This window comes from Oceanobacter sp. 5_MG-2023 (assembly GCF_030548165.1).
Classification (GTDB): domain Bacteria; phylum Pseudomonadota; class Gammaproteobacteria; order Pseudomonadales; family Oceanobacteraceae; genus Oceanobacter.
Map to the genome: position 1 here is coordinate 43,048 of NZ_JAUORS010000022.1, position 16,687 is coordinate 59,734.

12 protein-coding genes and 2 tRNA genes are annotated in these 16,687 nt (G+C 44.5%); 10 read left to right on the plus strand and 4 right to left on the minus strand.

Annotated features, from left to right (window positions below; all coding sequences use genetic code 11):
- Window positions 1–73: 73 nt before the first annotated feature.
- Entirely contained in the window at window positions 74–2,677 is a 2,604-nt protein-coding gene (acnB, locus tag Q4551_RS13625) for a bifunctional aconitate hydratase 2/2-methylisocitrate dehydratase (protein ID WP_303434416.1), read from the minus strand.
- A 344-nt stretch (window positions 2,678–3,021) separates the two neighbouring features.
- On the opposite strand from acnB, the gene pdxB reads away from it, so the two are divergent.
- Complete coding sequence (gene pdxB / locus Q4551_RS13630) at window positions 3,022–4,164, plus strand: 4-phosphoerythronate dehydrogenase PdxB (protein ID WP_303434417.1); 1,143 nt, start codon at window positions 3,022–3,024, stop codon at window positions 4,162–4,164.
- 24 nt (window positions 4,165–4,188) lie between these two features.
- Here pdxB and Q4551_RS13635 read toward each other — a convergent pair whose 3' ends face one another.
- Both Q4551_RS13635 and Q4551_RS13640 read right to left on the minus strand, forming a co-directional pair.
- Window positions 4,189–4,611, minus strand: a complete 423-nt coding sequence (locus Q4551_RS13635) for a hypothetical protein (protein ID WP_303434418.1) — start codon at window positions 4,609–4,611, stop codon at window positions 4,189–4,191.
- 29 nt (window positions 4,612–4,640) lie between these two features.
- A complete protein-coding gene (locus Q4551_RS13640) occupies window positions 4,641–5,858 on the minus strand; it encodes a pyridoxal phosphate-dependent aminotransferase (RefSeq protein ID WP_303434419.1) in 1,218 nt (405 codons plus the stop codon).
- A gap of 272 nt (window positions 5,859–6,130) precedes the next feature.
- Between Q4551_RS13640 and msrB the strand changes: the two genes are divergently transcribed.
- The 7 genes from msrB to Q4551_RS13675 all read left to right on the plus strand — a co-directional run bounded on the left by msrB (window position 6,131) and on the right by Q4551_RS13675 (window position 14,463).
- Window positions 6,131–6,571 (plus strand): peptide-methionine (R)-S-oxide reductase MsrB, encoded by a 441-nt coding sequence (gene msrB, locus Q4551_RS13645; RefSeq protein WP_303434420.1) that lies wholly within the window; start codon window positions 6,131–6,133, stop codon window positions 6,569–6,571.
- A gap of 152 nt (window positions 6,572–6,723) precedes the next feature.
- The gene (locus tag Q4551_RS13650) at window positions 6,724–7,530 is read left to right on the plus strand and encodes an ABC transporter permease (RefSeq protein ID WP_303434421.1); all 807 of its coding nucleotides are present in this window, start codon (window positions 6,724–6,726) and stop codon (window positions 7,528–7,530) included.
- Window positions 7,527–8,186 carry an ABC transporter ATP-binding protein gene (locus Q4551_RS13655; protein WP_303434422.1) on the plus strand — a complete coding sequence of 220 codons (660 nt, stop codon included), beginning with the start codon at window positions 7,527–7,529 and terminating at the stop codon, window positions 8,184–8,186. The genes Q4551_RS13650 and Q4551_RS13655 overlap by 4 nt, the downstream gene beginning before the upstream one ends.
- 21 nt (window positions 8,187–8,207) lie before the next feature.
- Window positions 8,208–9,473, plus strand: coding sequence for a lipopolysaccharide biosynthesis protein (locus Q4551_RS13660; protein WP_303434423.1), 1,266 nt, complete (start codon window positions 8,208–8,210; stop codon window positions 9,471–9,473).
- Between the two features lie 3 nt (window positions 9,474–9,476).
- Window positions 9,477–11,087, plus strand: coding sequence for a polysaccharide biosynthesis/export family protein (locus Q4551_RS13665; protein WP_303434424.1), 1,611 nt, complete (start codon window positions 9,477–9,479; stop codon window positions 11,085–11,087).
- 13 nt (window positions 11,088–11,100) lie between these two features.
- Window positions 11,101–13,308 carry a glycosyltransferase family 2 protein gene (locus Q4551_RS13670; RefSeq protein WP_303434425.1) on the plus strand — a complete coding sequence of 736 codons (2,208 nt, stop codon included), beginning with the start codon at window positions 11,101–11,103 and terminating at the stop codon, window positions 13,306–13,308.
- Window positions 13,309–13,311: 3 nt separating this feature from the next.
- Window positions 13,312–14,463 (plus strand): glycosyltransferase family 2 protein, encoded by a 1,152-nt coding sequence (locus tag Q4551_RS13675; protein ID WP_303434426.1) that lies wholly within the window; start codon window positions 13,312–13,314, stop codon window positions 14,461–14,463.
- A 260-nt stretch (window positions 14,464–14,723) separates the two neighbouring features.
- Here the strand turns inward: Q4551_RS13675 and Q4551_RS13680 are convergent, their stop codons facing one another.
- The gene (locus Q4551_RS13680) at window positions 14,724–15,941 is read right to left on the minus strand and encodes a glycosyltransferase (protein WP_303434427.1); all 1,218 of its coding nucleotides are present in this window, start codon (window positions 15,939–15,941) and stop codon (window positions 14,724–14,726) included.
- Window positions 15,942–16,493: 552 nt separating this feature from the next.
- Between Q4551_RS13680 and Q4551_RS13685 the strand changes: the two genes are divergently transcribed.
- Together Q4551_RS13685 and Q4551_RS13690 are read left to right on the plus strand one after the other, a co-directional pair.
- Window positions 16,494–16,569, plus strand: a tRNA-Glu gene (locus Q4551_RS13685).
- Window positions 16,570–16,610: 41 nt separating this feature from the next.
- Window positions 16,611–16,686 (plus strand) — tRNA-Gly (locus Q4551_RS13690).
- Window position 16,687 lies beyond the last annotated feature (1 nt).

Genomic DNA, 16,687 nt, shown 5'->3' on the forward strand with positions numbered 1-16,687 from the left:
ATCGGGGTTTTTTATTTGCCTGTGATTTTTATCGAGTCAACAGCACCGGCAAAGGCCGGTGCTGTTGGCGGGATTACTTGTCAGAAGCGATAACAGCGGTGGCTGCTTTTTTGGTGTACTCGTCCATCTTGTCGAAGTTCAGGTACTTGTAGATATCAGCCGACATGCTGTTCAGCTTGTTGGCGTATTCCATGTACTCTTCGGTGGTTGGCAGTTTGCCCAGAATCGCACCAACGGAAGCCAGTTCCGCTGAGGTCAGGTAGACGTTGGCGCCATCACCCAGACGGTTCGGGAAGTTACGGGTAGAGGTAGACAGTACGGTGGTGCCAGCTTGAACCCGTGCCTGGTTACCCATACACAGAGAACACCCTGGCATTTCAGTACGAACACCGGAAGTACCGTAGATGTTGAAGTAGCCTTCTTCCATCAACTGGGCTTCATCCATCTTGGTCGGTGGAGACATCCAGAAGCGAGTGGCCAAACCACCTTTGTGCTGGGACAGCAGTTTACCAGCGGCACGGAAGTGACCGATGTTGGTCATACAAGAACCAACGAATACTTCGTCGACTTTGACGCCAGCAACGTCAGACAATGTTTTGGCATCATCCGGATCGTTCGGGCAGCAAACGATAGGCTCTTTGATTTCGTCAAGGTTGATTTCAACGATGTGAGCGTATTCGGCATCTGCGTCTGCGCGCATCAGTTTTGGATCTGCCAGCCATGCTTCCATGGCTTGGGCACGACGTTCCAGAGTGCGTGGATCGCCATAACCTTCAGAAATCATCCAGCGCAACATAACGATGTTGGATTTCAGGTATTCAGCAACGGACTCTTCAGACAGGGTTACAGTACAACCTGCAGCGGAGCGTTCAGCAGAGGCGTCGGACAGCTCAAATGCCTGTTCAACGGTCAGCTGATCCAGACCTTCGATTTCCAGTACGCGACCAGAGAATTCGTTGATCTTGCCTTTCTTCTCAACCGTCAGGATGCCTTGCTTGATACCGTACAGCGGAATGGCGTGTACCAGATCACGCAGGGTAATGCCTGGTTGCATGGTGCCGCTGAAACGAACCAGGATGGACTCAGGCATATCCAGAGGCATCACACCGGTTGCTGCGGCGAAAGCCACCAGACCGGAACCGGCAGGGAAAGAGATACCCATTGGGAAACGGGTGTGTGAGTCACCACCGGTACCAACGGTATCTGGCAGCAACATACGGTTCAGCCAGGAGTGGATGATACCGTCGCCAGGACGCAGTGAAACGCCACCACGGGTCATGATGAAGTCAGGCAGGCTGTGCTGCATGGCAACGTCAATCGGTTTTGGATAGGCCGCTGTGTGACAGAAGGATTGCATTACCAGGTCGGCAGAGAAACCAAGACAAGCCAGATCTTTCAGTTCATCACGGGTCATTGGACCGGTAGTGTCCTGAGAACCGACAGTAGTCATTTTGGGTTCGCAGTAAGTGCCTGGGCGTACACCCTGGCCTTCTTCCAGACCACAGGCTTTACCAACCATTTTCTGGGCCAGAGAGAAGCCTTTGCCGGAATCGACAGGATCAACTGGCAGACGGAACAGGTCAGTCGCGCCCATACCCAGTGCTTCGCGTGCTTTGGTAGTCAGACCACGACCAATGATCAGTGGAATACGGCCACCGGCCTGAACTTCATCCAGAATAACATCTGACTTGAATTTGAATTCAGAGATGACTTCTCCGGCTTCGTTCAGGATTTTGCCTTCGTATGGACGGATATCAATCACGTCGCCCATGTTCATATTGTCAACAGGTGCTTCGAAGACCAGCGCGCCGGCATCTTCCATGGTGTTGAAGAAGATAGGTGCTACTTTGGAACCGATACACACACCACCACCGCGTTTGTTGGGAACGCCAGGCAGGTCGTCACCAAAGAACCACAGTACGGAGTTGGTGGCGGATTTACGGGAAGAACCAGTACCCACAACGTCACCAACAAAAGCAACTGGCAGGCCTTTGGCCTTGATTTCCTCGATTTGGCTCATTGGGCCGGTGACGCCGTGTTCTTCAGGTGTCAAACCGTCGCGAGTCATTTTATAGGCTGCGCGCGCATGCAGAGGAATATCAGGGCGGGACCATGCATCTGGAGCTGGAGACAGGTCATCGGTGTTGGTTTCGCCAGTGACCTTGAATACGGTCATCTTGATGCTTTCGGCGACTTTATCTTTTTGGGTGAACCATTCGGCGTTGGCCCAGGATTCCATAATGGATTTGGCAACGGCGTTGCCAGCGTCCATTTTGTCTTTGACGTCGTTAAAGGCATCAAACATCAGCAGAGTGGATTTCAGCTCTTTTCCGGCCAGTTCAGCCAGGTCAGCGTCGTCCAGCAGTTCCACCAGAGTGGCGATGTTGTAACCGCCTTGCATCATGCCAAGTAATTGGACGGCCTTCTCTTTGGAAACCAGAGGAGAGGTCGCATCACCTTTGGCAATGGCGCTCAGGAAACCGGCTTTAACATAAGCGGCTTCATCAACACCGGGTGGAATGCGGTTTTCCAGCAGATCAACCAGAGTTTCTTCTTCGCCAGCAGGTGGCGATTTCAGCAGGTCGACCAGAGCGGCGGTCTGTTCAGCATCCAGCGCTTTGGGTGGGATGCCTTGCTCTGCTCTCTCAGCAACGTGAGCACGATAAGCTTCTAACACGGTGTTTTCCTCATCTCTATGAATCTTCAGATTCACCCGGGTTCCCCTTGTGAGGGTGCCGGCAACCTTCAGATTGTGTTGTTCCATTGGGAATTCAGGGGCGGCAGTATACTCGATTACAGCCTTTCGGTTAAGGAATCCAATAGTCGTAATTGCTTTTGATGTCAGGGTTCTTACCGATAACGATTATTCACCGGGGAAATGGGCTGCGCCGGGATGATTGTTATTCGCAATACACTCCGGTGAGACTGCCAGCTTGTTCTTTGGTCGGACCCGGTGACCATTGTAATGACGGGTGTGGCTTGACAGAATGTTTGTCTGTACCTCAATTGGATAATACCCTTGTGCGAATAGCCGCTGACGAAAACATCCCTCTTGTCGATTCTTTTTTTTCTGAATTTGGTGAGATTCGGCGCCTTGATGGCCGCAACCTGACATCAGACCAATTACTGGATATCGATATTTTGCTGGTACGGTCGGTGACACGGGTCAACGAAGCCTTGTTGGCAGGGACTTCGGTCAAATTTGTTGGTACCGCCACCATTGGTACAGATCATGTTGATCTTGATTATTTACAGCAGGAAAACATCGGTTTTGCCAGTGCGCCTGGCTGTAATGCACAAGCGGTAGTGGATTATGTCTTGAGTGCTATCAGTGTGCTGGTGGATGTGCGTGGCATCGTCTTTGCTGATCTTTCAGTGGGCATTATTGGTGTTGGTAATGTTGGTTTGTGCCTGCGCCGACGACTTGAGGAAATGGGTGTCACCGTGGTTGCAACCGATCCATTCAAAGAGGCAGCCGACGTCGGGCCACTGTCGTCACTGGAGGAAGTATTGCAGGCGGACATTGTCAGCTTGCATACGCCGTTGGTCCGCGATGGCGAATTTCCTACTTATCACCTGATTGGGGCTGAACAGCTGGATCAGATGAAGCCGGATGCCTGTCTGATCAACAGTAGTCGGGGGGCAGTAGTTAACAATACGGAACTATTGGCACACCTCCGGGGGCATGGTGATTTTGAAGCGATTCTGGATGTGTGGGAAAAAGAGCCCGATCTGGATATTGCCTTGATGCATCGGTGCATGTTGGCGACACCGCATATTGCTGGTTATTCTCTGGATGGAAAAATGCGTGGTACGGAAATGATCTATCAGGCTGTATGTGATTTTCTCGGGTTGCCAATACGGCGCAAGCTGGCACAGTTTTTACCAGAACCGGGTATTCGGCGCGTCAATTTTTCTGATCAGGTGCCGTTAAACCAGGCGTTACGGACTGCCATTCGTGCATCCTATGAAATACGGGTTGATGACGGCAAAATGCGCTCGGCCATGTCGCGGGCAGAGAATGTAAAGCAGACGTTTGATCGCTTGCGCCGGGATTATCCGTTACGTCGTGATATACCTACCATGAAGGTTGGCGTGCCAGCCAAGTGTGTTGATTTGCAGCAACTGCTGGCATCAGCCGGGTTTGCCGTCCGGACCAAATAACACCACAGGGTGGCTATTGCTGGATCAGGGAGTGATCAGGTTGGTCTGAATGATCTGGCTGATCCAGGTCGTGTCATTCTGCAAGCGAGCAAATTCCAATACCTGTATCACCGGTGTTGGTGTTTCTGCTGTTGTATTGTCAGCGCTTGGAGAGGTGCTTTGGGATGGGGACAGCAGTCGCATCAGCGCCTTGCTGGTCAAGACAAAGTCATCGATGGATTCTTGCCGATCCTGGCCGCTGAAACGTATGTAGCCTTCCTCTTTTAACCAGCTCAAAGTGCCCATGGCCGACAGATGGCGATTGCTGTGCAGGCCAAAATCGTCCATCTGGTCCGGCCCGGAAATATCCTCAACAAAGAGGGTATGGGGCCGGGGGAAATGCTTGAAGCCTATCAGCAGGATGGTTGCGCAGTCCTTGAAAAAATCGTCGATATGAACGTCAAGCATGGCCGATTCCAATGGGTCAAATAATGATTTCAGACAGGGGTATAACCCCGGAAAAATTGATCAATCCGGCTCATTGCCAGTGACAGATCCTCTGGTCTTGGTAAAAATACCACACGAAAATGATCGGGCGACTTCCAGTTAAAGGCAGTGCCATGCACGACCAGGATTTTTTGCTGTTCCAGCAAGTCCAGCACCATGCGCTCATCATCCAGAATGTTGAATCTATCCTTATCTACTTTGGGAAAGCAATACAAGGCTCCTTTGGGTTTGACGCAGCTGACCCCGGGGATATTATTGAGCGTTTCCCAGGCAATGTCCCGTTGTTGGCAAATCCGGCCGCCCTTTGCTACGAGGTCGTCGATACTTTGATAACCTCCCAGCGCAGTCTGGATTGCGTACATGGCAGGTACATTGGCGCATAGCCTCATTGAAGCCAGCATTTCCAAGCCTTCGATATAATCTCTGGCTTTGTGTCTGGCACCACTGATAATCATCCAGCCGGAACGAAAACCCGCCAGGCGGTAGTTTTTGGATAAACCGTTAAACGTGATAATCAACAAGTCATCCGCCAGGGAGGCTGTTGACGTGTGAGTGACGCCATCGAAAAGGATTTTGTCGTAGATTTCATCTGAAAATACGATCAGCCCATGCTCTCTGGCGATCTCCAGCATACCCAGCAGCAACTCGGTCGGGTACACCGCCCCCGTTGGATTGTTGGGGTTGATCAGCACCATGGCGCGGGTACGGTCTGTGATTTTGGCACGTATGTCGTCGAGATCGGGATACCACTCCGATTGCTCGTCACAGATGTAATGGACGGCCCGTCCTCCAGCGAGGGCAACTGCACCCGTCCATAACGGATAATCCGGAGCGGGAACCAGCACTTCATCACCGTTGTTCAACAAGCCTTGCATTGAGGCGACAATCAGCTCACTGACGCCATTACCAACGATAATGTCTTCCAAACCAACGTTAGCAATGTTTTTCTGCTGGGCGTATTGCATGATGGCTTTACGAGCAGAAAAAAGTCCCTTGGAGTCGGCGTAACCCTCGGAATCAGGCAGGTTATGAATAACATCCTGGATGATTTCTTCGGGGGCATCGAGACCAAACGGTTTAGGGTTGCCTATATTTAACTTGAGGATGCGGTGACCTTCTTCTTCCATCCGTTTGGCGGCCTGAAGAACCGGGCCTCTGAGGTCGTAAAAAACATTGGCTAGCTTGTTGGACTTGCGAACTTCCTGCATTAAAGGGGGCCTGTGTATGAATCGGGTTCTGTAGGTGTATAGAAGCTACAGTGCAACCGAATAAAAAGTAGGGAATCAGCCGATGTCGTCGTGTAACGCCTGATCGGCAGGGCAGAAATGATACTCCCGAGATCGTAAAGCTTAAAGTCCCTGAGAGGGGATGGTTGCGGTAATGGCAATGGATCGACCAGAAATCTGGAAGGATGATATTGTCTGCCGGAAAGGTAAGGTTTGATGTCACCTGTGGCGTAACAAGTAAGAGGAAATGAGCGATGACCAGCAAGACCGATAACACCCAAAAAGAGCGAAGCGGCCGCAGAGTAGAGCGCAGCGCAGAGGAATGGCGAGCTTTACTTGATCCTCATACCTACTTTGTCACTCGGGAAGCTGGAACCGAGCGGCCTTTTACTGGCCAGTACTATAAAACAGAAGACCTGGGGGTGTACTGCTGCACTTGTTGTGGTGAGCCGTTATTTGTGTCCGATACCAAGTTCGATGCCGGGTGCGGCTGGCCCAGCTTTTATCAGGAGCTGGACGGTGCTGTGGACAAGCGTACCGACCGATCTCATGGTATGGTGCGAACGGAAGTGCTTTGTGCAACCTGTGATGCACATCTCGGGCATGTGTTTGATGATGGCCCAGCCCCCACCGGACTGAGGTTCTGTATAAACTCAGCTTCTCTTGTATTCCATACTGTGAATCAGGCTACCTAATTGTAGTAATTGATATTACTTGACACTTTTTGGCAGGAAATTTTTGTGTATACTCAGCGACAATTATTTTCAAAGCGGATACTGATTATGGTTTGTAAATTGAAAGAATTTGTGCTTTGAAGCCTGCTTGATGCCAAGAGATCCAATAAAGGTTGAAAAAATCTGTGATTGAACGCCGACCAACACGATCATCGTTGCAGATTATGAGAGATACGGTGTACGCGCTTTTTATCCGGGAATTACGTACTCGTTTCGGTGGAAGTCGTTTGGGTTATTTCTGGGCCATTGCTGAGCCGGCAGGGCAGGCGGCTGTGTTGACGACTATCTTTTCTCTAATGGGGCGTACCAGTCTGTCAGGCGTAGAGATTCCGGTTTTAATGCTTGTAGGCCTGGTTCCTTTTAAATTGTTCACCAAACTTATTTCTCAATTAAGTAATGCCGTTCTGTCCAATAAAGGCCTTATGGCATACCGGCAAGTCGAGCCTATTGATCCAATTATTACACGCTTACTTATCGAGTTGGCGACGATGGCAATTGTTTTTGTAACACTTATGTTTTCAATGTACTGGTTTTTGGGGTACAAGGTTACACCCGTATCTCTCCCTGGGGTTTTGCTGGCAATATTTTTATTGGTGGCTCTGGCGGTCGGAATTGCTCTTATTTTATGTGTTTTATTTGAATATTTTCCAGATATGTCTAAAGTTGTAGGCGTTATAATGACACCAATGATGATTGTTTCTGGTGTGTTTTTTAGTGCCTCCATGGTCCCGACTCAATACTGGGGGTTACTTGACTGGAATCCAGCATTTCATTGTCTTGAATTGATTCGAGAATCTTATTTTTATGGATATGATCCTGGATTCTCCTCATTGGAATTTGTTGTGAAAGTTGTAATTATTGCTGATTTTATTGGGATGCTTCTTTTTGTTTCTTATAGAACGAAGTTGGTTTCATCATGATAAGGCTTGAAAATATATCAAAATGGTATCCAACAAAATCTGGACGTCATTATATTTTCAAAAATATTGATTTCCAAATACCAATGGATAAGAATATTGGTGTTCTTGGCAGGAATGGCGCAGGTAAATCCACATTTATTAGAATGCTGGGTGGGTCTGAGTATCCAAGTTCTGGAAATATTATCTCTGATTTAAGGATTTCATGGCCTCTTGGTCTTCAGGGGGGGATTCAAGGTAGCATGACTGGTAGAGAAAACGCTCGTTTTGTTGCCCGTATTCATGGTATTAAAAATACCTGTCAAATGGAAGCCAAGGTAGAAGAGTTTGCTGAAATTGGATCATACTTTGATGAGCCAATGAAAAGTTATTCGTCTGGTATGCGATCTCGGGTCTTGTTGGGAATAACTATAGCTTTAGATTTTGATTTTGATGTACTCCTGATTGATGAAATAACCGCAGTTGGGGATGCGAAATTTAAAAATAAAGCAGCGACTTTGCTTAAAAAACGATTTGCTTCAACTCGTATTGTTATGGTTAATCATTCTATTAGCCAGCTTAAGAACTTTTGTAGTGCCGGGTTGGTTATACATAATGGTGGGCTTAAATATTTTGAAAATATTGATGATGCAATTAGTTATTATGGAAATGCTTCATAATGAGGTGGGTGGATTGCTATTATGAAGCAGAATAGAACACATAAACAAAATCAGTATGAGCGTGCCAAGCTGATCCGGGAACGTTTTGTACACCCAGAATTTAATGTTTCTAAAGATCCTGCCGATGATGAAAAAGTGCGTGAGGATAATGTTAAGGCAGATGTGATCAAAGAAGATGCAAGCAAGGAAAATGAAAGCAATTGGATGGGGGTATTCTTTAAAAAGAATATGTTTTTTATTGCATTCTTTGTTTTGTATTCCTTGATTGCGATATATTACTTGGCCTTTTCTTCTCCAAGGTTTATTTCAGAATCTCAATTCGTGGTTAAAGAATCGGGTTCTCAATCCAGTGTGAGTGGTCTGTCAATTTTTGCTGGATTTGGTTCCGGTACCAATGACGCACTGCTTGTCAAAGCCTATATTAGCTCAAGAAATTTGGCTCTGAAACTGGATTCAGAAGTGGGCTTGAGAGCTCACTACCAGAATGAAAATATAGATTTTTTTAGTAAACTGCCAATCGATTCTACGATGGAGAAATATTATGAGTATTATAAGAAACATATTCTCATCTCCCATGACGAAGTGTCGGGTATATTAACGGTTGAAGTTCAGGCTTTTGATCCGGAATATGCGAAATTGGTTGCCGATAAAATAATTGATCTCAGTGAAGTGTTTATCAATAATATTGGCGATAAAATGTTCAAAGAACAAGTTGAGTATGCCAGAGAAGAGGTTGTTCGCGCTCATGGTCTGCTATCTGAATGGCAGACAAAGCTGATTGTTTTTCAGGAAACTAATAAACTGTTGAGTCCTCAAGAAGAAGGTGGGGGTATCGTAACTGGTATAAACGAGCTTCAAATCTCGATTATCAAACAGAAGGCCAAGCTTAAAGAGCTTCAGGCTGTTATGCATGATAATACAACCGAGGTATTGGCACAGAAAAATCTTCTTTCAGCTTTGAATCGTCAGTTAGAAGAGGAGAAAAAGAAGGTGACTGATTCAGATAATAATGGTTTAAATCGCCTTACTGTTGAGTATCAGGAGCTTTCGATGTCGGTAGAAATGACATCTGATTTATATCGCTCGGCGCTAGTCAGTCTGGATTCTGTCAGGAGTCAGGCTGTTCAAAAATTAAAGCATCTGCTTATTGTAGAAAATCCTAGTGTGACGGATGAGCCGAAATATCCTAATAAGCTTCATAAGTTGGTGACATGGTTACTTATTCTAATATTAATATTTGGTCTGATTTCTCTTTTGGTGGCTATTATCAGGGAGCATAAGGAATAAATGATGAATTTTCTGTTGGCTTCAATGCTGTTGTTTTTCGGGGTGGTCGTTAATGCTCTTGAAGTATCCCAAGGGGTAGATGATTCTGAATCCAGTATGCAATTGGATGCCACTCCCTCTGCACCGCTTTACGCTGATTGGCTATTTGAGGGAGGGTTTGGTGAGACTTCTTTTAATGGGCTTAACCCGGTTTACAAGGTGAGCCAGGGTGATACTTTGTTAGTCCAAATTTGGGGAGGAGTTGACTTTCAAGGGGAAGTTATCGTTGACCCGAGAGGAAATATATTTATTCCCAGAGTTGGTCCTATTAATGTTCAGGGAGTAGAGAATAAATCACTTAACGAGGTCGTTCTCAAGTCGATAAAGCGCGTTTTCAAGTCTAATGTCGATGCCTATGTTACCTTGATGGGTAGCCAAACGGTGAAAGTATTTGTGTCCGGAATGGTAGAGAAACCAGGTGTATATGAAGGGCAAAGTGCCGATAGCATTCTACGATATATTGACGCCGCAGGCGGGATTAAAAGAGATCTTGGTGGTTATAGAAACGTACGGGTTATTCGTCAGGGGGATGAAGTTTCCAGAATAGACCTGTATCGGTTTTTGAAAAGAGGGGAAATGCCCGATGTTCAACTTCAGAACGGAGATTTGATTTTAGTTGGCTCTCGTTCTGGTTATATAGAAGTTGAAGGTGGAGCCGGGTTTAATGGCAAGTTTGAATTGAGGGATGACAGGGAGCTGTTAACAACAATTATAGATTATGTAGCGTTAAACGAGTCAGCGACACACGTTACTCTGCTTGAGCCAAGTGGGACGGATATCAATGCCTATCAGTATTCTCTTGATGATATAAATGATGTGGTTGTCAAAGCTGGTTCAACCGTGAAAATATCATCTCAATTGCGGCCTAAGAGTATCAGTGTTGAGGTGCTCGGTGAGCACAACTCTTCTACAGAAATGGTGCTCCCATGGGGCAGTACCTTGGATGACCTTATTAATAGAATTGAATTTTCGACTCTGTCTGATCGTAATTCCCTTCAGCTTTATCGGAAATCTGTGGCCAATCGTCAGAAAGAAATGCTGATGGCATCGCTATCTGCTCTTGAGCAAAGTGTGTTGACCGCCAGATCGGCAACAAAAGAAACCGCAGAACTTAGAAAAGCGGAAGCAGAGACAGTTTTGCAATGGGTTGAGCGGGCAAAAAAAATACAGCCGAAAGGGCAGGTTGTATTGCTTGACGGGTATGATCCAGCTCAAATTGTGCTTGACCAGGGTGATAAAGTTGTTGTGCCAATTAAAAGAAACCTCGTCATGATTCATGGGGAGGTTCTGTTTCCTACTGCTGTTTCTTACCAGCCGAAAATGAATGTTAAAAATTATGTAGATCAGGCTGGTGGCGCAATGAGTAAATTATCAGGACTAAATGTTTTAATTATGAAAAGTAATGGTACCTTTGTTCAAGCGTCATCTGATTTGGGTGATAGAAAACTAGTCCGGCCCGGTGATGAAATATTTGTTCTTGCCAAGCCCAAGCTTAAGGCTCTGCAGCTGACCAAGGATATAAGTCAGGTTATATATCAAATTGCAGTGTCTGCGGCTGTCGCACTTGCCTTGTAAAGGGATTGGTTTTATGTTGAAAGGAATTAGAAAGAAGTTTTTTGAAATAGATTTCAGATTTTCCATGGAGATGGGTGGAGATCTGGCAGAGCGAGATGTTGGCCATTACACAGCTACTGGATCGGATCCTCAATTCTATTTGCCGAAACTTTTAAGTGGTTGGTACATGATAGAATTATGCATTAACTCAGATATTCCTGCTCAAGAGTCGAAATTCTATTACGATGTCGGAGATGGTTGTTCGGAAGAGAACAGCTATAACTTGATTTACATGACAGGAAAACTTGTCAAACGCGTTGCCTATTTTCCCAAAGGCTCACGGGTAAGATTTGATCCTATGAGCTGTCAGTGCAATTTCGATATTGAGCACTTCTCTATGGTGAAGCTAAGCTCTTCTAATGCCAAGCGCTTGATTGACAAAAAATTGGCATCCAGAAAATTGTCGGGTGGCATGTCAGAATATAATGAAATATTTAAACTCAAATTTTCCGGGTATTCAGAGTGGATGGCCCTGGTAGAGGGTGGACTCGTTCAAAAACGATTGGAGCAATGTAATACGCTGGCATCAGATACTGATATGCCAATGTTGTCTGTGGTGATTCCGGTGTATAAACCGGACCTGGAATTATTTCGTCGATGTGTGCAATCGGTGCTATCGCAGAGCTATCAGAAATTGGAGCTGTGTTTGGCAGATGATTGCTCTGGTTTGGATGAGTTGAAGGAAATGATGGTTGACCTTCAAAGCCAAGATAATCGGGTCAAAGTCGTTTTTCGGGAGCAAAATGGTCATATCTCTGTCGCAACCAATGATGCACTAGCATTGGCAACAGGTGATTATATTGTATTTATGGATCATGATGATGAATTATCGCCGTATGCTCTGGAGGTTGTCGCAGATGAAATTGTCAGGAATCCTGAGGCGGATATTTTTTATTCGGACGAAGATAAAATAGACGCTTTGGGGCGTCGAATAGATCCCCATTTCAAGTCTGGTTTTGATCCTGAGCGAATATTGGCTCAAAATTATATGTCGCATATGTCTGTGATTCGAACGGATTTGGTGCGTCGTGTTGGAGGGCTTAGAAAAGGAGTTGAAGGGAGTCAGGATCACGATCTTGTTTTGCGGTGTCTTGATGCCATTAACTGGAATCGGAAAGGTGTTATTCATATTCCATTTATTTTATATCATTGGCGTATGGTTGAAGGCTCTACAGCCTTGGCATCCGATCAGAAAAGTTATACTGCTGTGTCTGGTTTGAAAGCGGTATCGGATGTACTTTCCAGTAATACTTTGGTTGATAGCGTGGAACCTGGTGATGTTCCAAATACATATCGGGTGATATGGAAAAGGCGCCCCGATATCAAGGTATCTATTATAATGCCAACAAAAAATGGTGGCGATCTGGTTCGTTGTGCAGTTGAGTCTATATATGAGAAAACAACGCATAATAATTTTGAAATAATCCTTGTCGATAATAATTCTGATGATCCAAAGGATATTGCGTATTTCAAAGAACTTGATTCAAAAGGAATGGTGAGACTGCTGGAGTATCCTCACCCATTTAACTATTCTGCGATTAATAATTATGCCGTTCGATATGCTCAGGGTGACGTTGTTGTTCTGTTGAATAATGATGTAGAGGTGATTGACGGTGCCTGGCTTGAAGAGCTTGTTGCCCATGCCATGCGTCCCGGGGTGGGTTGCGTGGGCGGAAAGTTACTGTACAGCAATGGGCTGATTCAGCATGCTGGCATTCTTTTGGGATCAGGAGGTGTTGCAGGGCATCAATTCAAGCTGCTACCCCAGGATTCTCCGGGTGAAGATGCACAGTTAGCAGTCGTTCGGCAGACCAGCGCGGTGACGGCTGCATGTCTTGCGGTGAAAAAAACCGTTTTTGATGAGGTGGAAGGGTTTGATGAGGATCATCTTGCTGTCGCCTTCAATGATGTAGACTTTTGCGTCAAAGTGCATTTTTCCGGTTACCGAAATATCTGGACTCCCCATGTACTTTTGTATCATCATGAGTCTTTGAGTCGGGGATACGAAGATACTCCGGAGAAACAGCAGCGTTTTGCCAGTGAGGTTGAGTTTATGCAGAATAAATGGGGAGACCGTCTTAAAACAGATGAATTTTATAATAATAATCTTTCATTGATTGGTGAAAAGTCCCTTTATGGTTGCCGATTCGATTATACCGATATATCTTTGCTAGGGGCGTGATAGATGAAGGTTGCAATAGTTTCAATTCTTAAAAATGAAGCAGAATATATACTGGAGTGGATTGCGTATCATCGCTATGTGCTCGGTGTAGATGATTTTTTTATTGCTGATAATGTCAGTGATGATGGTAGCAGCGAGTTGCTGGAAGCATTGGATCAGGCAGGGATTATACATCGTATCCATCATCCGCGTGTTTCTCAAGAAATTGGTGTTCAAAAACCAGCATATGACAGAATTATAAAAGAGTATTCAAAAGACTATGATTACTTTTTGTTTCTGGATGCCGATGAGTTTTTGGTTAATGAAACTGGTAAGGGTTTAAAAGACTGGATAAAACGAGCGGAAAATAATGATGATTTCGCTGGGTTTGTATTAAATTGGAGAATATTTGGATCATCTGGTCGAAAACTGCCTGGGCAAGGGCTTGTTGTTGAAAGGTTCAGTCGCTGCTCCAGGGTTAATGAGCCACGGAATTCTCATATAAAAACACTGGTTAAATGTGACCTTATTGGTGATATGCGGATACATCATTGTGCTATTACATCGGGCTCTTTTTATAATGAGAACATTGAACGTGCAGTTTTTTCATCAGCAATGTTAGAACGATCTGCTAATGTGATTGATCAACCATCTCCATTTACGGTAAATATTAATAATAAAAAACTTTACGTCGCTCACTTTGTTGTTAAATCGTATAAAGAACACTTCGATAAGAAAAGTCGAAAAGGATCCGGTGCAGGCTCAGCGACTCGAGAGAAAGGATTGGCATATTTTAAAGAGCATGATTTGAATCAGGCCATATCATTTGATCTGTTTAAACACTCTTTATCTATTCGTACTGGGATATCTTTTCTGATTAAAGAATTGGCAGAGAAAACTCATTATTACTCGTATATTCAGTTTGCTATTGATAAATCCGCTGAAAATATTGCGGGTTGGGTGATTTCTGATTCAATGGCCGACATAGTGCTTGTGATAGCTTATAATGACGAAGAAGAAGAGTGTAATCTAAATATAAAACGCCCAGATCTCGTAGAAAAAAACATGACAGATATAATGATGTCAGGATTTAAATATCCAGTACCAAAAGATACTGATCTGGATAGTTTTACGGTTAGGGTAAAAGGAACTGATTTTTATGTTTGGGGCGGATGAATTGTGATTTTGAAGATAATAAGTGGGTGTTTTAATTGTTTTTTAAGTTTAAAAATCAATTGCTAGTAAAATCACAGATTTACCTTAAGAAAACCGGCTATGGCCGGTTTTTCATTTTTTGGTATAAGTAGGTGTTATTTTGTTGTAGATGATCGCAGTATTTTCAATATGCTTGTCCGATAAATCATTAATCAGGCCGCCACTGTTACAGTTGTTTTTCTTCTCTTTGTTTGGGTTTAATATCAGCTTATTCTGACAGCTCAAGTTGCGGATTTTCTTCTGGAACTTCTGAACGGATTCAGAGTTGAATCTTTGAAAAACTGTTTTGGTGATCGAATAAGTTTTTTGAATTTTTTTTGTTGTTTTTTATAGCGATGGTGGTTTTCTTTTCTGGTGTTTAACTTGTTGAAGCTGCGAATAGAGGTGTCGCTGTCAAATTTTTTGACTATATCATCAGGACAATAGAAATACGCATTTTCAGAGGCCTGTAATGCGCTCAGAGATGCTTGGTGATATTGTTTTTTGTTGCTGAGGGTCTTTAGTGCCAATTCAAATTCGTCCTGACTGTTGAATAGTTTTAATCCATCGCAAAAATATCTGTCGAAATCTGGATTTTGGGAGGCTACGACTGGTACTCCAAGGGCTGCGCTCTCCCAGAATTTCAAGGCACTTTTGCAGTTGTTAAACGGGTTTTTTAATAATGGAGCAATGGTTATCCAGCTGCTGTCAATATACTGGCTTAGCTCGTTATAAGGTAGTTTTTTAGTTGTAGATACTCGGCCTAGATTTTCTAATGTTGGGGATATTTCAATATCTCCGATGATATGCAGTTTTGTATCTGAATTTTTTTTAATCCAGTTTTCTAAAGCAGATTCTATTGCTTTGAAGTTACTGGTGTGGTTAGCCGTTCCTGGAAAATATCGAATTATTTTGTTGTTGAATCTGTCTTTGATAGAATTGTTTTGAACCGGTTTTTCGAAAGATGGTATCTGGTTTGGTGTGAAATAGTAGAGGCATTGTGGATGAATTTCTTTTGCTGCCTTGATGAGCTCTGTAGTTGACATGTGGCAACGATGGAATAACAGTAATGCAGCTTTGGAGCGCCGCGCATTCTTTTTTGCTGACGCCAAGCTTTCTTTGTTGCAGAGAACCATTGGAGAGGAGTAGGCCAAGTCTGGTCTAAATAATAGATCATCAAAATCAGCTTCTGCCGTAATACCAAGATTGTAAATATTTTTTATAACTTTAATCAGTTTTCTTGATATTCTTGGGCGATGGAATATTATCTTTGAATAATTTTTCAGAGAGATTTTTTTTATTTCTGACATATGAATTATGTCACTTTTAATGCCATTGGCCGAGTTTTTCATAGCTTGATAGATGCAGCGATATCGAGCCGAGGCATCATTGGCGTAATATTGACCTCTTTTCGAAAAACTTACATAAAGAATGGTTTCTTTCTGCTTGGCAATTTCCATTTAATTCACTGCATTAAAGCTAAAATATTTCTATGGTATATAGAAGGATTGGTGTTTGGTAGAGCAGTCGAACTGTAATTCAGAATTTCCATGGTTTGTATTGACATACTGAGTCGGTTGAAGCGTGCCAGTTTTGTTTGTAGCCGTTCTTTAAGGCATGAAATGACTTCCAAATTTACTCCTGTCAGGGCTGGGGAGAGACTCCTTTCCTGAAGGCTGCCTGCTCAGCATCTTCCGATGCAGAGTTGATGCAGGCTTCGGTAGGTAGTGGCAACGTGTTCAGAAGGGCTCTGCTAGTGTGTTCAAGGTGAGTATGATGAGTTGTATGTTACTCAGAGCGTTGTTGCCTGCAATTATGTTGAAAAATACCAGTAACATCAACCAAAGCTTCTCGCCGTTATTGTCAAGGCATTATAACTCCGCGTAGATGTGGTGTAAGTATGTTTCTATGGCTCATCAATGAGCTTGGCAGCTACCTGTCGCGCCTAATTGTTTTCGATAAGGGCTTGCATTAAAAAATAAGGTAAGTAAAATGCGCACCACTTCAGAGACGTCCCCATCGTCTAGAGGCCTAGGACACTGCCCTTTCACGGCGGCAACAGGGGTTCGAATCCCCTTGGGGATGCCATATTCTTGATGTGCATTTTAGTAGATCAAGTAGTGGTACAGGCGGGAATAGCTCAGTTGGTAGAGCACGACCTTGCCAAGGTCGGGGTCGCGAGTTCGAATCTCGTTTCCCGCTCCAT